Genomic DNA, 17,878 nt, shown 5'->3' with positions numbered 1-17,878 from the left:
CTAATTTTATTTGTAGTCCTAGCCACTTACAAACTTTGCTGAATGGTCATCACCTGATCACCACGCTTAATTTCAATTTTTACTTTGCCATCACGCTTTGCTTGTTCTAGCAGCTGAACATCACTCTGTCCTTGACCTACTGATTGTCCATTGAGTGAAAGAATACGATCTCCAGATCTTAATCCCAGTTTATTTCGGAGCGCTGCGGGGGTCTGATCTGTCACTTCATAGCCTTGACCGCCACTTGCGTTAACCCCCATGTTCTTTAGGTATTCGTCCCGATTTTCATTCATCTTCTCAATCGCCTGCCCTAAAGCATTTTGGCTTGAATTTTGTTGTGGCGATGGCACAGGATTACTTGCTGGCGGGCTGGTATTTTGATCTGTAGATTGCCCTGGCATAGGCTGATACAAACTATCCAGCCCGGTAAAACGTAACTCTTTACTGTTATTTCCATTTTGACTTAAAACAATATGATCCCAATATACTTCGGATAACTGATAACTGGTACCCTCAATTGGATCACCCACCGCATAACGATCTGCTGTTTCTTTGACTTTAATCACCGCTGAAGAGAAACGCGCAGGATAACTCACGACTACACCTTGCAAGACCATCGGAATACTGTCATCTGCAGTCGCACTAGAACCCACTTCCTCAAACAATGAAAAGCTTGAAATATTGGGCACTTGGATTTGTTGTGAACCTAGACTCACTTGCTCTGGTTGCATGACTTGTGGCGGTGCAACCACCCACCAAAAAATCGAAGCCAGTTTCCAGCACAATGCTAAAATTAAAAGAAATAAAACAACAGGTGCAAGGTGCTCTGTTTTTTTCCAAGAAATATTTTCAAAGCGTTCTTTTATATTCATTAGAAACCACCTTGAATGAGTGGTTGTCTAGAACTAATCACAAAAGTATCTAAACCAGCCTTTCCATCATAGGAAGGCACATTGAGTAACATGCGTTGGGTTAATTGCACATCTAACATCATGGTTGGATCTATGCTGATATTGGCCATCTTCTGGCTACGTTGATCTTGTATATCCAAAATCAGTTTACCCGCTTCATCTTTAAGTTGTGCATTTAAAGACGGGATATTCATTTGATCTTGACGCTGTCCAAAAGTATAACGAAGCTCACCACCACCCCAGTGCAATTGACCATCTACATCACTAAATCCAGTGTCTTTTTTAAAACGTAGGGTCATATCTGAAATTTGAATTGCATTCGCTGGCCACTGCCAATTTGCAATATTCTTTAAAGTTTCTGGTGCAATCTGACCTTGCATCTGATTAATAATTATTTTTTTACCAATGCCATAGCCGACAACCCCATTGAGCTGAGTTTGCCCACTATGCACTTCAACATTTGCGCCCACACGTAATAAAATCAGATCCCACGGGCGTGTTCTCCACGAAACGGAACCACGTAAATTACCCTTGCGCCAATCTGCTTGCCCTTGCCAAATATTTCCACTGACATTTTGTAGGGTTTGGTTGTTCTTATAAAATTTAGAAATCAGCCATGTTGCAGGGACTTGCAAAAGTACAAAAATTAAAAAAGCGACAACTCCAGTAATCCACCACGTGATCTGTTTTGATTTTTTATTCATTCATCTTTACCATCATTCATTTATTCTTCCATGCAAGATGATGCCCTCTTGTTTATACATTATGCATAATTTTTGCATAACGCCAATTCACTCGTATAAAAAAACCAAGCAGATTTGCTTGGTTCTTTGATTTTAAGGTCTTTGAATGACACTTAGATGAAGATTAGATCAAGAAATCTTCTAATTTTGCACCTTTTTCGATTTCTGCAACCAACCAACGTGGTTGTTTACCGCGTCCAGTCCAAGTTTCAGAAGTATCTTTTTTATTGCGGTAACGCGGCTCAACAGCTTTACGCGTTGTCTTTTTACGCTTTTGCGCGCCGTATTCAATAAACTGTTCTAAAGTTAAACCAGCAGATTGCGCAATTTCAATAATTTTATTATAGGCATCTTCAACTGCTTGGTCTTTTTTACTTTCAATTAAAGCTTCTGCTTCAGCTGTTAACTTTCTTAACTCTTCAACCGATAAATTACTAATATCAGGCATCATTAACTCTCCACGTAAATTTCTTAATACTTATTTAAAATAACTTCATAGCAATAGTATTTTCATTTATTCCAATAAGCAATACATATATTCCCCAATAAACACATAAAACAACAAAAAGATTATTATAATTACCTCAAAGCGCTTATTTTTAACATCAAAATAAAGCGAATGCAAAAGAATATGCTGTCTTATGTTTTAAATATAATGATGATAACTGAGACATTTTTATGTATTTTTCAAATCATTATGCACTGCAGCTTCTAAATCAATTATAATTTTTCGCAACTGTTGAGGAATTAATGCTTTTTTCATCGCTACTTTATCGACAAAAACAATAACTGCTTCTCCGTCCGCCACAATCTGCTGTTGTTGCTGACTGAATAATACATAATGCATGCGTATAGCACTATTTCTCATTTCTTCTACCCGCGCACCAATATGTAGCACATCAGGATAAAATACAGGTTTTAAATATTTGCATTGACTTGAGGCAACCACAGTTAAAACATCTTGGTCAAATACATTTAAACGATCAAAATATTCAATACGTGCACTCTCAATATAACGATAATACATCACATTATTTACATGACCAAAAGCGTCCATATCGCCCCATGCAACCTTTTGCTCATAAACGATCGGGAATTGTGTCAATGGATTCATGCTGGGTTCTCAAATTTTAAATTGAATATAATTGCTATCTTTTTCAAAAATTGAATTCAATTGTTGAATTAATTCATCATTTCCATTTAAAGTGGACTTGATCCTTAAATAATTCATTAGAATATCATTTGGATATAATGACAGAAGTTGATCTGCTTCATATTCCCGCTGTGTTGCAATATATATATGCCATTTAGCAAAGCAAAAAACAGGAATGTTCATATATTTAGATTCAAGATTTATAATCTGTTGCTCTAAATACTCATAATCTGGATTCTGTCTAAGCAACTGTTGCTGGAACCATAAGTGGAACACATCTTGGTCAAATTTTTCATTAAGTATTTGAATCACCAACTGCTGTTGTTGCTGAGCAAGCTCAGGTAAGCGGGTAATAATTTTTAGCCAAAGCACTTTTGTCTCATAAGGCATTTGATCGAGTTGCGGTTCTATCTCTAAAAATTTTTGCTGTAATAGTTCAGTATCTTCAAAACTTGCTTGGTCATAACAACCCAAAAGCTGTATTAACCACTGCTGTTTAGTCGCAGTTTCTAATTGTCCAAATTGAGTTGAGTGTAAATATTGCCACGGATATTGCAGGGCAAATTGTCCCCATAATTTTTGCACAGACAATTTATAACTTTCTGAAAGTTGATTCAGCCACGGCGAAAGCTCATGTCCATTTAAAAACTCTAAATGGGTCAACGCTTGTTGACTGTCCTGTTGGGCCAAATAAATTTCGATACGTAAGATTTCCGCCAATTCAAAAGCGGATGGAGAGCTATGTTCTAAAGCATTTAATGCTTCTGAATAATGCAGTTGTTTGAGTAATAAACGGGATTGCACAATCGGCTTTAATAAACCAGATTGATCAAAAATCGTTTGAATCACTTGCTCTTGTTCATCTTCACCATCTAATAACCACAATACACCAAACTGTTCAAATGGGTGCAAGGTGCTAAAACTCAGTACTTGTTCTAATTTTCTTTTTTCTCGACGGATATAACGATTGAGGAAATACCATGCCACATGCATCAAAAAACTGATGCCAACGCCAGCAAATGTTAAGAACCATAAATTGGTTTGAATTTGAATATTGTGCCAGAGCACATAGACATAACCCGAGCCTGCGGTATAACTCAATACACTCAGTACAGCCAGAATAATCAGGCTAATAAAGGCATAGATCAGAAAAATATGTTTCATCGATCTACCCCAAAACAGCCAAGCTATTCAGCTTAGGAATCGGCGGCTGCGATGTTTGCTTCATTTTTAATATTTTTTGCTTAATCTTCTGACTAGCAGCATCGGGTAATATATCCAATTGTTGAATCATTTGATTCAGTATCTCTTGGTATTCAGCAGTTTGCCCTTTAACTAATAATTGTTGCGCCAGTAATAATCTTAATTGGACTTCTTTTAAAATAAATTTACGGTTTGCCAATGCGGGAGTATTTGTTTCAACAATATCGACTTGAAACCATTTTTCCCAAAAGTATTGCGACTGATCTTGATCTGGTTTTAGTTGATTATTTTTCAATTCAGTGATGAGTGCTTGATCAACTTGTTTAAGTAAAGCCTCTAGTTGATCTCGCTGGGCATTTCGTTCAATCACAAAGTGTTGAATACTCTGTATATCTTGCGCAATGGTTTGATGTAGGCTTTGTTTTACTGCATCTGCCAACGCATAATGATCTAAAGATTGATTTAACTGAGTAAGATGCTCAAGTGCATACACAAACTGTTGTTGTTGCATAGCAAATTGCACCAACTCTAGTTGCTGTTTAACCACTACACTAGGATGAATACCAGCAATAGGCGTTTGAATCGAAGCGTTTTTCTTTGCCACCTCTTGAGTCGGTTCATCTGTTTGTCGTTTTACTGCCACCAATTGATCATTCAAACTGGCATTCTTTTGTTCACTTTTATGCAGTGTTTGTTGAATATCATTGAGCTGTTGTGAAACATGATAGAAGTTATAACTCAACTTAATGAGCCATCCTAAAGCGATCAACAATAAGACATAAATAAACTTCTTCATAACTTCCTTTGCAACTGCACTATGGTTTGTAGAATGGTTTCTGGCGCTAAATTTGAAATTTGAGTGCTATTCAAACAGGCCTGAGCTGCATTTTTACCATGTCTTAATAATTGATACAAACGCTCACCCAAAACTAAATAATGACAAGCACTCACGATCTCTTGATGATCTCGGGTCAAAGCCAGCCAATTGTGCCAACTGGCTTCACTGCTGATACAACTCCAATAGGGCTTTTCAAATTGCTCAATTTTGCTCACAAAATCTAAAAATTGTGCCTGAGTTTGTTGAGGAAATACGCGGTCATATAAAACAAAGTTTAAAACATCAATATGACGTGCTTGGCATTGTTGCATCATAAATTGACGCCCACCTTCACCACGCCAAAACGCAATTCTCTTGAGCTCTTTTACCTGATTAAACAGCGCTAAGCTTAGCATGCCTTCTGATGTTTCCACCGCAGGAACATGGCTTTCCACCCCATAATCTAAAAGTCGTTGCGCAGTTTTTTTACCTACAGCAATCCACTGAATATGTTGGATCTGTGCAAGTGATAGACCCGATTGCTGAAGATATTGCATACCAATCTCAACAGCTGTAGGACTGACCACAACAATAATTTGAGTCGATAACAGCTGTAAATAAAGTTGTTGTAATGTGTTGTTATATGGACGTGGTGTTAATGCCAATAATGGCAGATCAACCACGTCAAAACCAGACTGGCGCAGACATTGGGTCAATGGCTGAGCCCGATCAATGGGGCGCGTATTAATAAATAGCATTGAAGCCTAAAAACTAAGCTTGATAAAGTGCTTTGAGTATTTCTCCAGCACCTTGTTGAAGTAGCTTTTGTGCAAGTTGCACACCTAACTGCTCTGCTTGATCTGGCGTACCACTGACTTGGCTACATAACAGCGTTTGTCCGTCCGCACTTCCCACACGCCCTTCCAAAGACAGTGTTTGATCGTTCAATGTGGCAAAACCTGCGATAGGCACTTGGCAGCCACCTTCTAGATAAGCATTAAAAGCACGTTCAGCACGGACACAGGCATTGGTTTCAACATGCATTAACGGCATGATTAAATCCAAAATCTCTTGATCAGCTGAGCGACACTCTAAACCCAATGCGCCTTGACCTACCGCAGGTAAGCTAATTTCTGCTGGCAGCGTATGACGAATACGATCTGAGAGTTCTAAGCGTTTTAAGCCTGCACTGGCAAGGATGATGGCATCATATTGACCTGCATCTAGCTTGCATAAGCGTGTTCCAACATTGCCACGTAAATCAATCACATTTAAATCAGGGCGCTGTTTTAAAATCTGACATTTACGGCGTAAGCTCGATGTTCCAAGTGTTGCACCTTGTGGTAAATCATCAAACTTTTCATAATGATTAGAAACAAAAGCATCAAAAGGGTCTTCACGTTCACAAATGACCGCAAGCTCCAAACCTTCTGGTAATTGCATCGGCACATCTTTCATGGAATGAACGGCTAGATCTGCACGACCATCCATTAAAGCAGCTTCTAATTCTTTGACAAATAAGCCTTTACCACCAATTTTGGCCAAAGGTGTATCTAAAATTTTGTCACCTTGGGTTACAAAGGTAACCAATTCTACTTTTACATGCGCGTGTAATTGCTCTAAACGATCACGAATATGCTCAGCCTGCCACATTGCGAGCGGGCTCTGGCGAGTTGCTATTTTCAAGGTTTTCATCATTTCAGCTTTGCCAAACTTTTAAACACTCTAAACTTACTCTGCAATCGTAAAAATGCAAGTAAATTATCAAAATGATTTAAGCTTCCCATCAAACTATAAATTCTGCATCCGTTCGCGCAGTAACGGTAAGTGACGACGACTGACTGCCAAACGCTCGTCTAACTCGCGGCATCGTACCTGATACTGACCGGAGGACACCATTTCCAACCCATCCAAATAATCTAGAGAAATTAAAGCATTACGATGAATACGAATAAATCGATCTGCGAACTCTGTTTCTAAATCTTTGAGCGTTTCATCAATAAGCACACTGCCATTTTTATGGCGTACAGTGACATATTTTTGATCTGCTAAAAAATAGTAAATATTTTCAACAGGAATTAGCTCCAAACCTCGATAGGTTTTTGCAGCAATTTGCTGTCTTTGCACTTTTTCTTCCATGAGTTCTTTTTTTTCTAGGTGAGTTAATTGAGCTTGAGTCAGTTTAGTGACACTCTCCAAAACCGTTTCTAAATCATCCTTGGCAATTGGTTTTAATAAATATCCTTTTGCTTGAGATTGAATGGCTTGCAAAGCATGTTCATCAAATGCCGTACAAAATACGATGGCTGGCGTCGGATTAAAATGCGCTAAATGCTGCGCACAGCTTAAACCATCCATTTCTGGCATTTGAATATCAAGCAACACCACATCTGGCTCGAACTGCTGAACCATTTCCAATGCCTGTTGACCATGTTGCGCTGTTGCAATAACCTGATGCCCAAGTTGCGACACCAATCGTGATAAGCGTTCCACTGCAAGCGGTTCATCATCACAAATCAGGATGTCCATTGCTCCTCCTTACCCAAATATATCGTCTTTATTTTAATGAATTTCCCAATCATCTATTTTTATACTGATATTGGATTACCATTGTAAATAATCCATTCCCTGCATAATTCCGAAAATAAACAGAATCGCCAAAATGTGCTTTTAGACGCTGTTTTACATTTTCTAAAGCAATTCCATGCCCTTCTCGTACTTTTATTCTATCTTGTAAAAATGGGTTGGTAATGACTATGTTGACTTGATTTTGCAATATTTCAACCAGTATGCCGATCTTGGCATCGATAATCTTTTGCTCAACCCCATGAAAAATACTGTTTTCAATTAAAGGTTGTAAGGTTAATAAGGGAATTTTGACCTGATCTAATAACAGTGGTTGTTGAATATTCCATTCCACATTTAAACGATCTCCCAAACGAATTTGCTCTATTGCAATATATTGTTGAGATAACTGTATTTCTTCTTTTAAGGTCACGAGCTTTAATTCTTGAAAACTGGCTCTAAACAATTTGGATAAATCTATCAGCATTTGTTCAGCTTTATCGGGATCAATCGCAATTAAACTCACCACGCTATTTAAACTATTAAATAAAAAATGTGGATGAATACGTGCTTGCATGGCCTGAATACGCGCATTCAATTCACTGTTTTGCTGCAATACTGCTTGTTCACGGATATACAAGTAGCGTAAACAAAATGCGCCCAGTAATACCCCATAACTGACATGCAAAATAAGATTATGCGAAATGTCTTGCATGGAAATATTTTGTAAAGAAAAATGCGTTCCCCAATAATGAATAATATTTAAAACCAGTGTTGTACACAACACAATCGCCTGTAAAAGGATAAAACTGAATATTGAAATAGATAAATAGGTATATTGCGATAGCCTTTTTTCAAATACATCCTGAAAAGCTGCAAAGGCCAATAATATCCAATTAATATATAAAATATATTCTAAAACATGCCAAAGATTTAAATTGCCCCATGATTGTGCTTCGGCCAGTGCCAATAAAAAAGCCAACACATTGCTAGAGATAAATAATTCGAATAAATACTTGCGGTGCCCCATTTTGCTAAAAAAATAAGACTGATAAAAACCGCGCCCAGATTTTATTGATGAATGATTGCGCTTTACTTCGGCAAGTGAGGCTGAATTTGTTATACTGCGTTTAGTTCTACTGCTTTTTTTCCTACTGAGCCGATATGACCACATCTTCTAATTCCTCTAATCCGTCACAAGCCCAAACTTCAGGCATGTGGGGCGGTCGTTTCTCTGAAGCTACTGATGCCTTTGTTGCTGAATTTACTGCATCAGTTCAATTTGACCAACGCTTTTATAAACAAGATATTGCTGGCTCGATCGCACATGCGACTATGTTAGCAAAAGTTGGTGTCCTTACAGAACAAGAACGTGATGACATTATCAATGGTTTAAACACAATTAAAGCTGAAATTGAAGCAGGTCAATTTGAATGGCGCATTGATTTAGAAGATGTGCACATGAATATCGAATCTCGTTTAACTCAGCGTATCGGAATTGCAGGTAAAAAATTGCATACCGGTCGTAGCCGTAATGACCAAGTTGCCACAGACATCCGTTTATATGTACGTGACGAAATTGATGCGATTTTGACTTTACTGGAAAAATTACAAAAAGGCATCTTGGGCTTAGCAGCGAACAATACTGACACCATCATGCCAGGCTTTACCCATTTACAGACTGCACAACCTGTGACTTTTGGTCATCATTTGATGGCATGGTTTGAAATGTTGGTGCGTGACTCTGAGCGTTTAATCGACTGCCGTAAACGTGTCAACCGTATGCCTTTAGGTTCAGCTGCGCTTGCTGGAACAACCTATCCTATTGATCGTGCGTATACTGCGGAATTGTTAAACTTTGAAGCTGTTGCTGAAAATTCTTTAGATGCGGTATCTGATCGTGACTTTGCAATTGAATTCAATGCTGCTGCATCTTTAATTATGATGCATTTATCACGTATGTCAGAAGAAATGATTCTTTGGACTTCTGCACAATTTAAGTTTGTGAATATTCCTGACCGTTTCTGTACTGGCTCATCGATCATGCCACAAAAGAAAAACCCAGATGTTCCTGAGCTTATTCGTGGTAAAACTGGCCGTGTCTATGGCGACTTAATGAGTCTGCTCACCCTCATGAAGGGTCAACCTTTGGCCTATAACAAAGACAACCAAGAAGACAAAGAGCCTTTGTTTGATGCAATTGATACAGTGCGTGGTTCATTGATGGCTTTTGCAGATATGATTCCTGCACTTGTACCAAATATTGAAATCATGCGTGAAGCGGCTTTACGTGGTTTCTCTACCGCAACAGACTTGGCTGATTACCTTGTAAAAAATGGCGTTGCTTTCCGTGATGCACATGAAATCGTAGGTAAAGCTGTGGCTTTAGGTGTGCAAGAATCGAAAGATCTTTCTGAATTAAGTCTTGAGCAATTACAACAATTCTCAGATTTAATTCAAGCAGATGTGTTTGAAAAAGCATTAACCCTTGAAGCATCTGTCAATGCGCGTAATCATATTGGTGGTACTGCGCCTGCACAGGTTGCTGCTGCAATTGAACGCGCTTATATCCGTTTAGAAAAACTTTATGCATAAGGAGTTTTGATATGACTCGACAAGTATTTTGCCGTAAATATCAAAAAGAGTTAGAAGGTTTAGACTTTGCACCCTTTCCAGGTCCAAAGGGTCAAGTGTTATTTGACACAGTGTCTAAACAAGCTTGGCAAGAATGGTTAAAACACCAAACCACGTTAATCAATGAAAAACGTTTAAACGTGTTTGAACCAGATGCAAAAAAGTTTTTAGAAGAACAGCGTGAAAAATTTTTGGATAATGATCAATCATTGGAAATGGCGGAAGGCTTAAAGCCGGAGTAATGACCAAAGCCTCCTAAGGCAAAAATCCAAAAGTGATGTGCATCTTATGCCCATTTAAACAATCCCCGTCAGGGGATTTTTTTATTGCTTCATCGTACAAAATGATCGCGATCACATGAGCTTATAAATTTAATCTTATATATATTTAGTTTTCCCACGCATAAAAAAAGGAGTCTTGGAGACTCCTATAAAACTTAAAACACGGCAGTGGGTACATGCTGTGCAATCAATATACATTGATGGCATGGCTTAATATTGACCAAAGATACCGAAAACGCTGACCAATCACGACAAATTATAGATTTTACACTACCCATCCAGTTCATTTCACAGCAGTTTTAAACAGATCAGAATAAGCAACAACATTGAAAAAGCCCAATTAAGCCACAGAATCGTTGAGCTTTTGTGTATTGTCCTCAACCAATAGCGGTTTTTTCTCTACCCATTTGGCTGGAAAATATTTTTCTATGCTGGATGATAACCAGTTTGCGATTGGCTGAGGCAGTTTCACACCTAAAGGATTCTGCTCTTGCAGATCCGCAGAAGAAATCACCCGTGTTCTCATCAGATAATCAAACCAAGGCTTAGTGACACACCAGTTGGCATCTTGGTTTGAGTTCATGTGGTGATCATAATGCCAAGGAATTTTCTTCATCGCCCAGTCTGGCTCTAAATGTGCACGGCGATGGATATAATAATAATTACACGCACTATAAAGCGATGCCGCAACCATTCCTTTCGAAATCGGGTAGAAAATCAAACTCGCCGCACCAGCAACCACCGCCAAAGAAACGATTTCATTTTTGGTCCGCCAATTTGAAATCCCTTCTACATAGCCATCATCATGAAAATCTTGTTTACGCACTTCACGATGGTGTTCCCAATGCGATTTCATACTGCGTGGCACTGGACTAAAACGTGGTTTTCCTGGGCGATGTTGACCATGTAAAATATAGTTATGCGCAACCCATTCAAAGCCATTTGCGACGACCAATCCGACTAAAAAACCTTTTAACATAATCAATCCCTCTTGCTTATTGTGAATATAAAACATGCTGGGAAATAGGTATTGACATCAAAAAGTATTTTCATTGACAAATTACGACAAATTAAAATAGTATAATGTTTAAACTACAGCTGACGTAGATCACACAATAACAAGATGTGTAAATGATGCAATTAAAGGACTATGCGGGCTCGATATATGGCGGGCTTGGGCAATTACTCTATACTTTTAGTGAAGCTAAAGGTCTAAAGATCTCATCTAAATTACAACAGATTCAAAATGTTGAACGCTTTGACTATACCGTTTGGCGTGAAATCTTGGATGACATTCAATCACAAGTACAAAGCCCAGCTTTGGGTCTAGACATCTCTAAATATGTACAACCCAAACATATTGGTATCATTGCCTATATTGCACAATCTTGTGACACGCTTGGAGAGGCACTCACCCGCTACCATGATTTTCATCGATTGATTTATGATGGAAGCCCGCTGAAAGTTGAATATTATGATGAACAGCACATCTCGGTACGTTGGGAAAATCTACCCACCCATTTAACCACTCAAATTACTGATGAAATTGCGATGGCTGTGGTGATTCAGTTTTTAAGACAATTTATATCCGATGATATAAGTCTGTATCAGGTTAATTTTATTCATCCTCAACCTAAAAATAGCATGCTGTATCAAGCATTCTTTAAGTGTCCTGTGCTCTTTCAACAAGAAAAAGTTGAGCTGATCTTTCCCATCAGCGCACTTGCGATTTCCTTTAAACGCAGTGATCAAACCCTACAAAAACTACTGATGCAACAAGCGCAGGCCTTACTTGAAAGCTTACCCAATGCCACCCAGTTAGATGAACGCTTACAACAAAGTATTTTATTGGGATTACAAAAAAACAATTATCAAATCGAAGCGATTGCCAAACAACTGAATATGTCGATACGCCAGTTACAACGTCATCTACAAAGTCAGAACACCACCTATCAACAACGTGTTCAGGATGTCCGCCAATTATTGGCTTTTCAATATCTACAAGATCCACATTTAGGTCTGCATGAAATTGCCCTGCTTCTCAGTTACTCAGAACAAAGTGCTTTCCAACGTGCTTTTAAACAATGGACAGGCTTAACACCGCAACAATGGCGTCTTCAGCATCGAGAGTTTAAGTAATTGTGTATTAAATTTATAGATAAAAACAGCATGTTTCACCATTCTCACCACTCATTTGTTTAGCATTAAATAGCTGTAAAATATAATTTTTTAAAATAAAATCAGAACATTAGCCGATATTGATATGAATATTTTTTATTTGTGATTTTATTTTCATATTTTTAGACTATTATCTTTATACAGAAAATAAAAGTTGTACCCACCCCACGGTTATCAACTATCTAAAAATAGTCATATAACCCCATTCCGTTCAAAAAAATAATTTAGGAATCAATATGAATAAATATCTCGCAGAATTTATCGGAACCTTTTGGCTGGTGTTTGGAGGATGTGGTAGCGCAATATTTGCCGCTGCTTTTCCAGAACTGGGCATCGGTTTTGCTGGTGTTGCACTGGCATTCGGTTTAACCGTACTCACAGGCGCTTTTGCTTTAGGGCATATCTCAGGCGGGCATTTTAACCCTGCGGTCAGTGTGGGTTTATGGGTAGGTGGTCGTTTTAATGCCAAGGACTTAGCGCCTTATATTATTGCTCAGGTCATCGGTGGTATTTTGGCCGCATTTGTTTTGTATTTAATCGTACAAGGTCAGGCGGGATTCACGGGAACTGGTGGATTCGCCAGCAATGGCTTTGGTGATTTATCCCCTGGAAAATATTCTTTAGTCTCAGCCTTGTTAATTGAAATCGTATTAACCGCCTTTTTCTTAATTGTTATTCTCGGTTCAACAGATAAACGTGCACCTGCTGGCTTTGCCCCGATTGCCATCGGTTTAGCACTTACTTTGATTCACTTAATTAGTATCCCCGTCACCAATACTTCAGTTAATCCAGCACGAAGTACCGCTGTGGCTTTATTTGCTGAAACAGCAGCACTGAGTCAATTATGGTTATTCTGGGTGGCGCCAATTGTCGGTGCAATCATTGGAGCACTGATTTATAAGGTTGTGGGTAACGAGCCTCAATCCTAAATAGATTTTGAATGTAAAAAATCTGCTTCGGCAGGTTTTTTTACACTTATAAACCAATGAATTAGAAAGTAACTGATTCAAAAATGGCTTAAAAATAAGGATGGTCTTTAAAGAAATGGATTCTCTATTTCGCCTTCGCTTTGGCGCGTGAGCTGTTCTGGTAGATCACTTTGCTTCTCTAAACTTGCTACAATTTCATTGAGATAGCTTTGTAAAAGCTTAGCCGCTTTTAAGCCAGCTTGATCTTTGGTGATCTGTAAATTGCCATAAATACTGACACAGTCAGTTTGATTTTCTAAAGTTAAATCATGAATTGAATGTGATTCGGTGCCATTCTCAAACGGTTTAAACATTTTTAATTTTCTCAATTTTTTTCGATCTTATTCACAGTATAAATAGATTCTCAAAAGATACTGCACCATCAACGCTAAATTATTTCAAAATTTGTAAAATATATTGCAACAACGCTTCAACCAATTGTTTCACCAAGGCATCTTTGGTTTCTGGGTCTACTTTTGGCAATTGCACATCCGATGTAGTTGTTGAACCATTTTTTGGTTGGAACTGCTTTTGCAGTGCGCTGATTTTATCCTGACTGACCTCTTCTGCACATTGGCTTTCCGCATCCCAATGTGAATACTCTATTTCTTTATTGACCTTGACCTGCTTTGCATTCAAAGGCAATTTATAGGTATTGCGCTTTTGTTCTTCGGTCAGTTGTGGAAATAAATTCATTCCCAACTGTTCTTCTAAATAACATACGCTGACCACCTTAACCTGAAGTGAATCATTATTTGGTGCATAGTACGCACCAATGATTCCATGTTTAGGCAAGTAAATCGCTTTATAGATTGCGGTTGGAACAATCACACCCTTTCCAATGGTTTTTAGTTTTTTGCCAGAAAACACTGGGCCAGTGACCACATACACATCTTTCTTTTGCTTGGTGACAATTGCACGAGTTGCTTCTTCTAACTCACGCCAAACTTGTTGGTTATTTTTAGCAGCTTGCGGCACCATATTGGCCAAAGAAAAGCTGTCGAACTGTGATTCCTTATTGGGCATATCGGCATTGGGTGACATATGACCACGGTCATAGCCTGAACCACGATAATCCGATAATAATGCACGATGTGTAGCGTTTACACGTGGCTCTTCGTGGAAATTATCTTCACGTTTAATCTTTTGACTTAAGCGCTGTGGAGATAAATATTCTGCTGTCCATAACGGTGTTTTAGAAACACCCGAATACATCACATTAAACCCGTTAAAACATAAGGGATAACTGTTTTTCTTTAAACTTTCTTTGATTAAAACAGGTGGTTGCTCTCGATAGAACTGATTTAAACACGCAGAGTTATTGGTACTACTTTGGGTAAATGGCAGTAACTGAAAAATTTTCTCTTGGCCAAACGCAATCGCAAAACTTCCAGTAGCAACAACACCCAACACCATTTTAACTACTGAATTTTTCAACAAAGGCTTCCTAAACAAGGTTAAATAAACAATCCACTCAAAACCCTTACAGATTAAGTTTTTGAATTTAAATAGCTTAACAAGTCAATAAACTGAAAGATATTGTGTCGACCTTCAACCGAGTAAAGCTTCTACGATTTGTGCTTAACTAAACAACATTCCATGTAACAATTTATTGTTTATTTCACAAAAAATGCTAGAAAATCAAATATCTTACAGATGCTTTATCGCACTTGTGCTCATGATTATGTCATGTTACGCAGTGTTGTTCGACAGCCTTGCGACACAGTTTGTCGTATAGGATCGTTTTATACTGATGTATCAAGATTCGCTAGGGAGAATTGAATGATAAAAGCATTCAAACTCAGCATTCTAAAGGGTTTGATACTGTCTCAGTGCAATATCAGCCTATCTACTTTTACGGGATCAAGAATACAGAAGATAAGAATTCGTATTTTCAAGATTTAGAGGAAATATCCCTGCCAAAAATAAAGTGAATCAATGTAATACACCCATCCATAAAACCCATGGGCAAAAAAAAGCCAGAATGACTTCTGGCTTTTGATTGATATGAATTTAGATTTCGATCTGGCTACCCATTTCCACCACACGGTTTGGCGGGATTTGATAGAAATCACTCACCGGACTGGTATTGCGTTGCATTGAAATAAACAGTTTTTCACGCCATGGTGCCATTCCATCACCCACGGTATGAATCAAACGATCACGTGAGATGAAGAAACTGATATGCATCATGTCAAATTCAACTTCGAGTTGCTTATAAGCCAATTCTAGTGCATTTGGAATATCAGGTTGATCCTTAAATCCATAGTAAACAAAAACTCGTTGGAAGCGCTTATCTAAGACTTCAACACGAATTCTTTCTTGGTCTGGCACATAGGGTACATCACGGGTAATCACCGTCACCATAATATTGCGTTCATGCAGAACTTTATTGTGCTTGATATTGTGCAACATCGCATGTGGAACAATATTTGGATTACCAGTTAAGAATACCGCTTGACCGGGTACAAACTGAGTTTCATCACTCAAACTAACACTTTTAATAAACAGATCCAGCGGCAAGGCATCTTTTTCCAAACGGTTAAAGACAATTTCTCGCCCGGTTTTCCACGTCATCAGAATAGTAAATACGATTGCACCGATCAGGATCGGAACCCATCCACCTGAAATGATTTTTAATGAGGTTGACCCAATAAAAATACTATCAATCACTAAAAATGGGATGGCGAATAATGCCACTTTCCACTTTGGCCAACGCCAAAAGCCATATGCCAGTATTGAAATCAAAATCGTATCGCATAGCATGGTCATGGTAACCGCTACACCATAAGCATTGGCAAGATTGGCACTGTTTTGGAAAATCACAATCAACAAAAGAATCGAGACGTAGAGTATCCAGTTGATAAAGGGCAAATAAATCTGACCTTGTTCCACATCAGAAGTGTGATGTACGGTTAATCTTGGCAAATAGCGTAGCTGAATGGCTTGGTTTGCCATTGAAAACACACCTGTAATCACCGCTTGTGAGGCGATCACCGCTGCCGCTGTGGCTAAGGCAATCATGGGGTATAAGCCCCACTCAGGTACAAGCAAATAGAATGGGTTTTCAATCGCACTTGGATTACGCAGCAATAACGCACCTTGCCCTGCATAATTTAATAACAGACAAGGCAGCACAATGATAAACCAGCCTAAACGGATCGGCAGCCGTCCAAAATGCCCCATATCAGCATAGAGTGCTTCACCCCCTGTAACCGTTAAAATCACCGCACCCATGGTTAAAAAGGCCACAAAGGGTTGGTGAAAAATAAAGTTCAGCGCCCAATGTGGACTGAGCATGCTTAAGACATAGGGCGTTTGGCTAATACTATGAATACCGATTAAACCGATAGAGGCAAACCACGTTAGAGTGATTGGACCAAAGAACTTACCCATGGTTCCCGTACCATGTCTTTGTACCAGAAACAGTGCGGTAAGAATCCCGATTGCTAAAGGCATCAGCCATTTATTAAACATAGGTGTGGCAATACTCAGCCCTTCAATCGCTGAAAGTACTGAAATTGCTGGGGTAATAATACCATCACCGAAAAACAGAGATGCACCAATAAAGCCCAAGGCAATTAAATAGATTTTGCGATTATCTGCGATACGATTAGATCGTAAGTTCAGCGCCAGCAATGACATGATACCACCCTCACCATTGTTATCTGCTCGCATGATAATGGTGACGTATTTAAAGCTGATGGTGAGCATCATGCACCAGAAAATCAGTGACAAAATCCCAAGCACGGTCGCTTCGGTGATGGCAATGTGTGCAGTCAGAAAACATTGGCGTAGGGCGTACAAGGGACTGGTTCCGATGTCTCCAAATACCACCCCTAATGCTGCGAGTGTGATCGCAGGTAACGCGGCTTTTTTTGCAGTACTTTGCATAGATTCGTCTTCAAAAATTTAGACACTATTTTTGCGCAATCATATCACTGTGAAATTTTTTTTGCTCTAAATCAATTGTTGCTTGGCAGAAATCTTTTTTTTGGTTATTATCCCACGCCTTGGTGAAGTGTCCGAGTGGCTTAAGGAGCACGCCTGGAAAGTGTGTATACGTTTATAGCGTATCGAGGGTTCGAATCCCTCTTTCACCGCCATATTTATTCCAACCTCATCCATTGGAAGCTGAAAAGCCTAAACTGTAATGGTTTAGGCTTTTTTTGTGTCTGAAAAATTGTATTTTAATATATGCAGTTTTTGTAGAAGTATTACATTACTTATATATTCACGTTTTATAAATAAAAATTTAATAAAATCTATATCATAGCTGTTTAAAATTCTAGATTTTTACTTATTTATATTCCATTATTCACTCTACCCCTGATAAAAAGAAATGATAAATGATGTTTCAAACTAAAAATTATTATCATATTGAGTATTTATAAGCTTTTAAATCAATGTATTTAATCTTTAAAA

The 17,878-nt window shown here is 38.5% G+C and carries 18 protein-coding genes and 1 tRNA gene; 5 read left to right on the top strand and 14 right to left on the bottom strand.

Annotation, left to right across the window (positions count from 1 at the left end):
* Nucleotides 1-26: 26 nt before the first annotated feature.
* The 10 genes from ACZ5QH_RS01145 to ACZ5QH_RS01100 form a co-directional block, all read right to left on the bottom strand.
* Nucleotides 27-872: a type II secretion system protein N gene (locus ACZ5QH_RS01145; protein ID WP_004818497.1), complete on the bottom strand. Its 846-nt coding sequence runs from the start codon at nt 870-872 to the stop codon at nt 27-29.
* Nucleotides 872-1,615: a type II secretion system protein N gene (gspN, locus tag ACZ5QH_RS01140; RefSeq protein WP_056517325.1), complete on the bottom strand. Its 744-nt coding sequence runs from the start codon at nt 1,613-1,615 to the stop codon at nt 872-874. The genes ACZ5QH_RS01145 and gspN overlap by 1 nt, the downstream gene beginning before the upstream one ends.
* A gap of 163 nt (nt 1,616-1,778) precedes the next feature.
* Nucleotides 1,779-2,105 carry an H-NS histone family protein gene (locus ACZ5QH_RS01135; RefSeq protein ID WP_004718506.1) on the bottom strand — a complete coding sequence of 109 codons (327 nt, stop codon included), beginning with the start codon at nt 2,103-2,105 and terminating at the stop codon, nt 1,779-1,781.
* A gap of 225 nt (nt 2,106-2,330) precedes the next feature.
* The gene (locus ACZ5QH_RS01130; RefSeq protein ID WP_303576933.1) at nt 2,331-2,768 is read right to left on the bottom strand and encodes an acyl-CoA thioesterase; all 438 of its coding nucleotides are present in this window, start codon (nt 2,766-2,768) and stop codon (nt 2,331-2,333) included.
* A 9-nt stretch (nt 2,769-2,777) separates the two neighbouring features.
* Nucleotides 2,778-3,971 (bottom strand): YfgM family protein, encoded by a 1,194-nt coding sequence (locus tag ACZ5QH_RS01125; RefSeq protein ID WP_303576934.1) that lies wholly within the window; start codon nt 3,969-3,971, stop codon nt 2,778-2,780.
* A gap of 4 nt (nt 3,972-3,975) precedes the next feature.
* Nucleotides 3,976-4,806: a hypothetical protein gene (locus ACZ5QH_RS01120; protein ID WP_303576935.1), complete on the bottom strand. Its 831-nt coding sequence runs from the start codon at nt 4,804-4,806 to the stop codon at nt 3,976-3,978.
* Nucleotides 4,803-5,585, bottom strand: a complete 783-nt coding sequence (locus ACZ5QH_RS01115; protein ID WP_303576936.1) for a uroporphyrinogen-III synthase — start codon at nt 5,583-5,585, stop codon at nt 4,803-4,805. Before ACZ5QH_RS01115 ends, ACZ5QH_RS01120 begins: the two co-directional genes overlap by 4 nt.
* Nucleotides 5,586-5,598: 13 nt before the next feature.
* On the bottom strand, nt 5,599-6,522 hold the full coding sequence (gene hemC / locus ACZ5QH_RS01110; protein ID WP_303576937.1) for a hydroxymethylbilane synthase: 924 nt from the start codon (nt 6,520-6,522) through the stop codon (nt 5,599-5,601).
* Between the two features lie 96 nt (nt 6,523-6,618).
* Nucleotides 6,619-7,356, bottom strand: a complete 738-nt coding sequence (locus ACZ5QH_RS01105; protein ID WP_004818489.1) for a LytR/AlgR family response regulator transcription factor — start codon at nt 7,354-7,356, stop codon at nt 6,619-6,621.
* A 49-nt stretch (nt 7,357-7,405) separates the two neighbouring features.
* Nucleotides 7,406-8,566 carry a sensor histidine kinase gene (locus ACZ5QH_RS01100; protein ID WP_016539114.1) on the bottom strand — a complete coding sequence of 387 codons (1,161 nt, stop codon included), beginning with the start codon at nt 8,564-8,566 and terminating at the stop codon, nt 7,406-7,408.
* Here ACZ5QH_RS01100 and argH point away from each other — a divergent pair.
* Together argH and ACZ5QH_RS01090 are read left to right on the top strand one after the other, a co-directional pair.
* The gene (argH, locus tag ACZ5QH_RS01095) at nt 8,557-9,987 is read left to right on the top strand and encodes an argininosuccinate lyase (RefSeq protein ID WP_004718519.1); all 1,431 of its coding nucleotides are present in this window, start codon (nt 8,557-8,559) and stop codon (nt 9,985-9,987) included. The genes ACZ5QH_RS01100 and argH overlap by 10 nt on opposite strands.
* 11 nt (nt 9,988-9,998) lie before the next feature.
* The gene (locus ACZ5QH_RS01090) at nt 9,999-10,268 is read left to right on the top strand and encodes an oxidative damage protection protein (RefSeq protein WP_004818487.1); all 270 of its coding nucleotides are present in this window, start codon (nt 9,999-10,001) and stop codon (nt 10,266-10,268) included.
* A 379-nt stretch (nt 10,269-10,647) separates the two neighbouring features.
* Here ACZ5QH_RS01090 and ACZ5QH_RS01085 read toward each other — a convergent pair whose 3' ends face one another.
* A complete protein-coding gene (locus ACZ5QH_RS01085; RefSeq protein WP_303576938.1) occupies nt 10,648-11,286 on the bottom strand; it encodes a sterol desaturase family protein in 639 nt (212 codons plus the stop codon).
* Nucleotides 11,287-11,438: 152 nt separating this feature from the next.
* Between ACZ5QH_RS01085 and ACZ5QH_RS01080 the strand changes: the two genes are divergently transcribed.
* Together ACZ5QH_RS01080 and aqpZ are read left to right on the top strand one after the other, a co-directional pair.
* On the top strand, nt 11,439-12,446 hold the full coding sequence (locus ACZ5QH_RS01080; RefSeq protein WP_224964575.1) for an AraC family transcriptional regulator: 1,008 nt from the start codon (nt 11,439-11,441) through the stop codon (nt 12,444-12,446).
* A 275-nt stretch (nt 12,447-12,721) separates the two neighbouring features.
* Entirely contained in the window at nt 12,722-13,414 is a 693-nt protein-coding gene (gene aqpZ / locus ACZ5QH_RS01075; RefSeq protein WP_004718527.1) for an aquaporin Z, read from the top strand.
* 107 nt (nt 13,415-13,521) lie between these two features.
* On the opposite strand, the gene ACZ5QH_RS01070 is transcribed toward aqpZ, so the two are convergent.
* The 3 genes from ACZ5QH_RS01070 to ACZ5QH_RS01060 all read right to left on the bottom strand — a co-directional run bounded on the left by ACZ5QH_RS01070 (nt 13,522) and on the right by ACZ5QH_RS01060 (nt 17,347).
* A complete protein-coding gene (locus ACZ5QH_RS01070; RefSeq protein ID WP_303576939.1) occupies nt 13,522-13,767 on the bottom strand; it encodes a hypothetical protein in 246 nt (81 codons plus the stop codon).
* A 79-nt stretch (nt 13,768-13,846) separates the two neighbouring features.
* The gene (locus tag ACZ5QH_RS01065) at nt 13,847-14,869 is read right to left on the bottom strand and encodes a DNA/RNA non-specific endonuclease (RefSeq protein ID WP_303577000.1); all 1,023 of its coding nucleotides are present in this window, start codon (nt 14,867-14,869) and stop codon (nt 13,847-13,849) included.
* 597 nt (nt 14,870-15,466) lie between these two features.
* Nucleotides 15,467-17,347, bottom strand: coding sequence for a potassium transporter Kup (locus ACZ5QH_RS01060; RefSeq protein WP_004718533.1), 1,881 nt, complete (start codon nt 17,345-17,347; stop codon nt 15,467-15,469).
* 121 nt (nt 17,348-17,468) lie between these two features.
* Between ACZ5QH_RS01060 and ACZ5QH_RS01055 the strand changes: the two genes are divergently transcribed.
* Nucleotides 17,469-17,559 (top strand) — tRNA-Ser (locus ACZ5QH_RS01055).
* The last annotated feature ends 319 nt before the right edge of the window (nt 17,560-17,878 follow it).

The organism is Acinetobacter sp. Ac8 (genome assembly GCF_055392545.1).
Note: the sequence above shows the minus strand (reverse complement) of the source record. Positions and strands in the feature narration are given on the sequence as shown.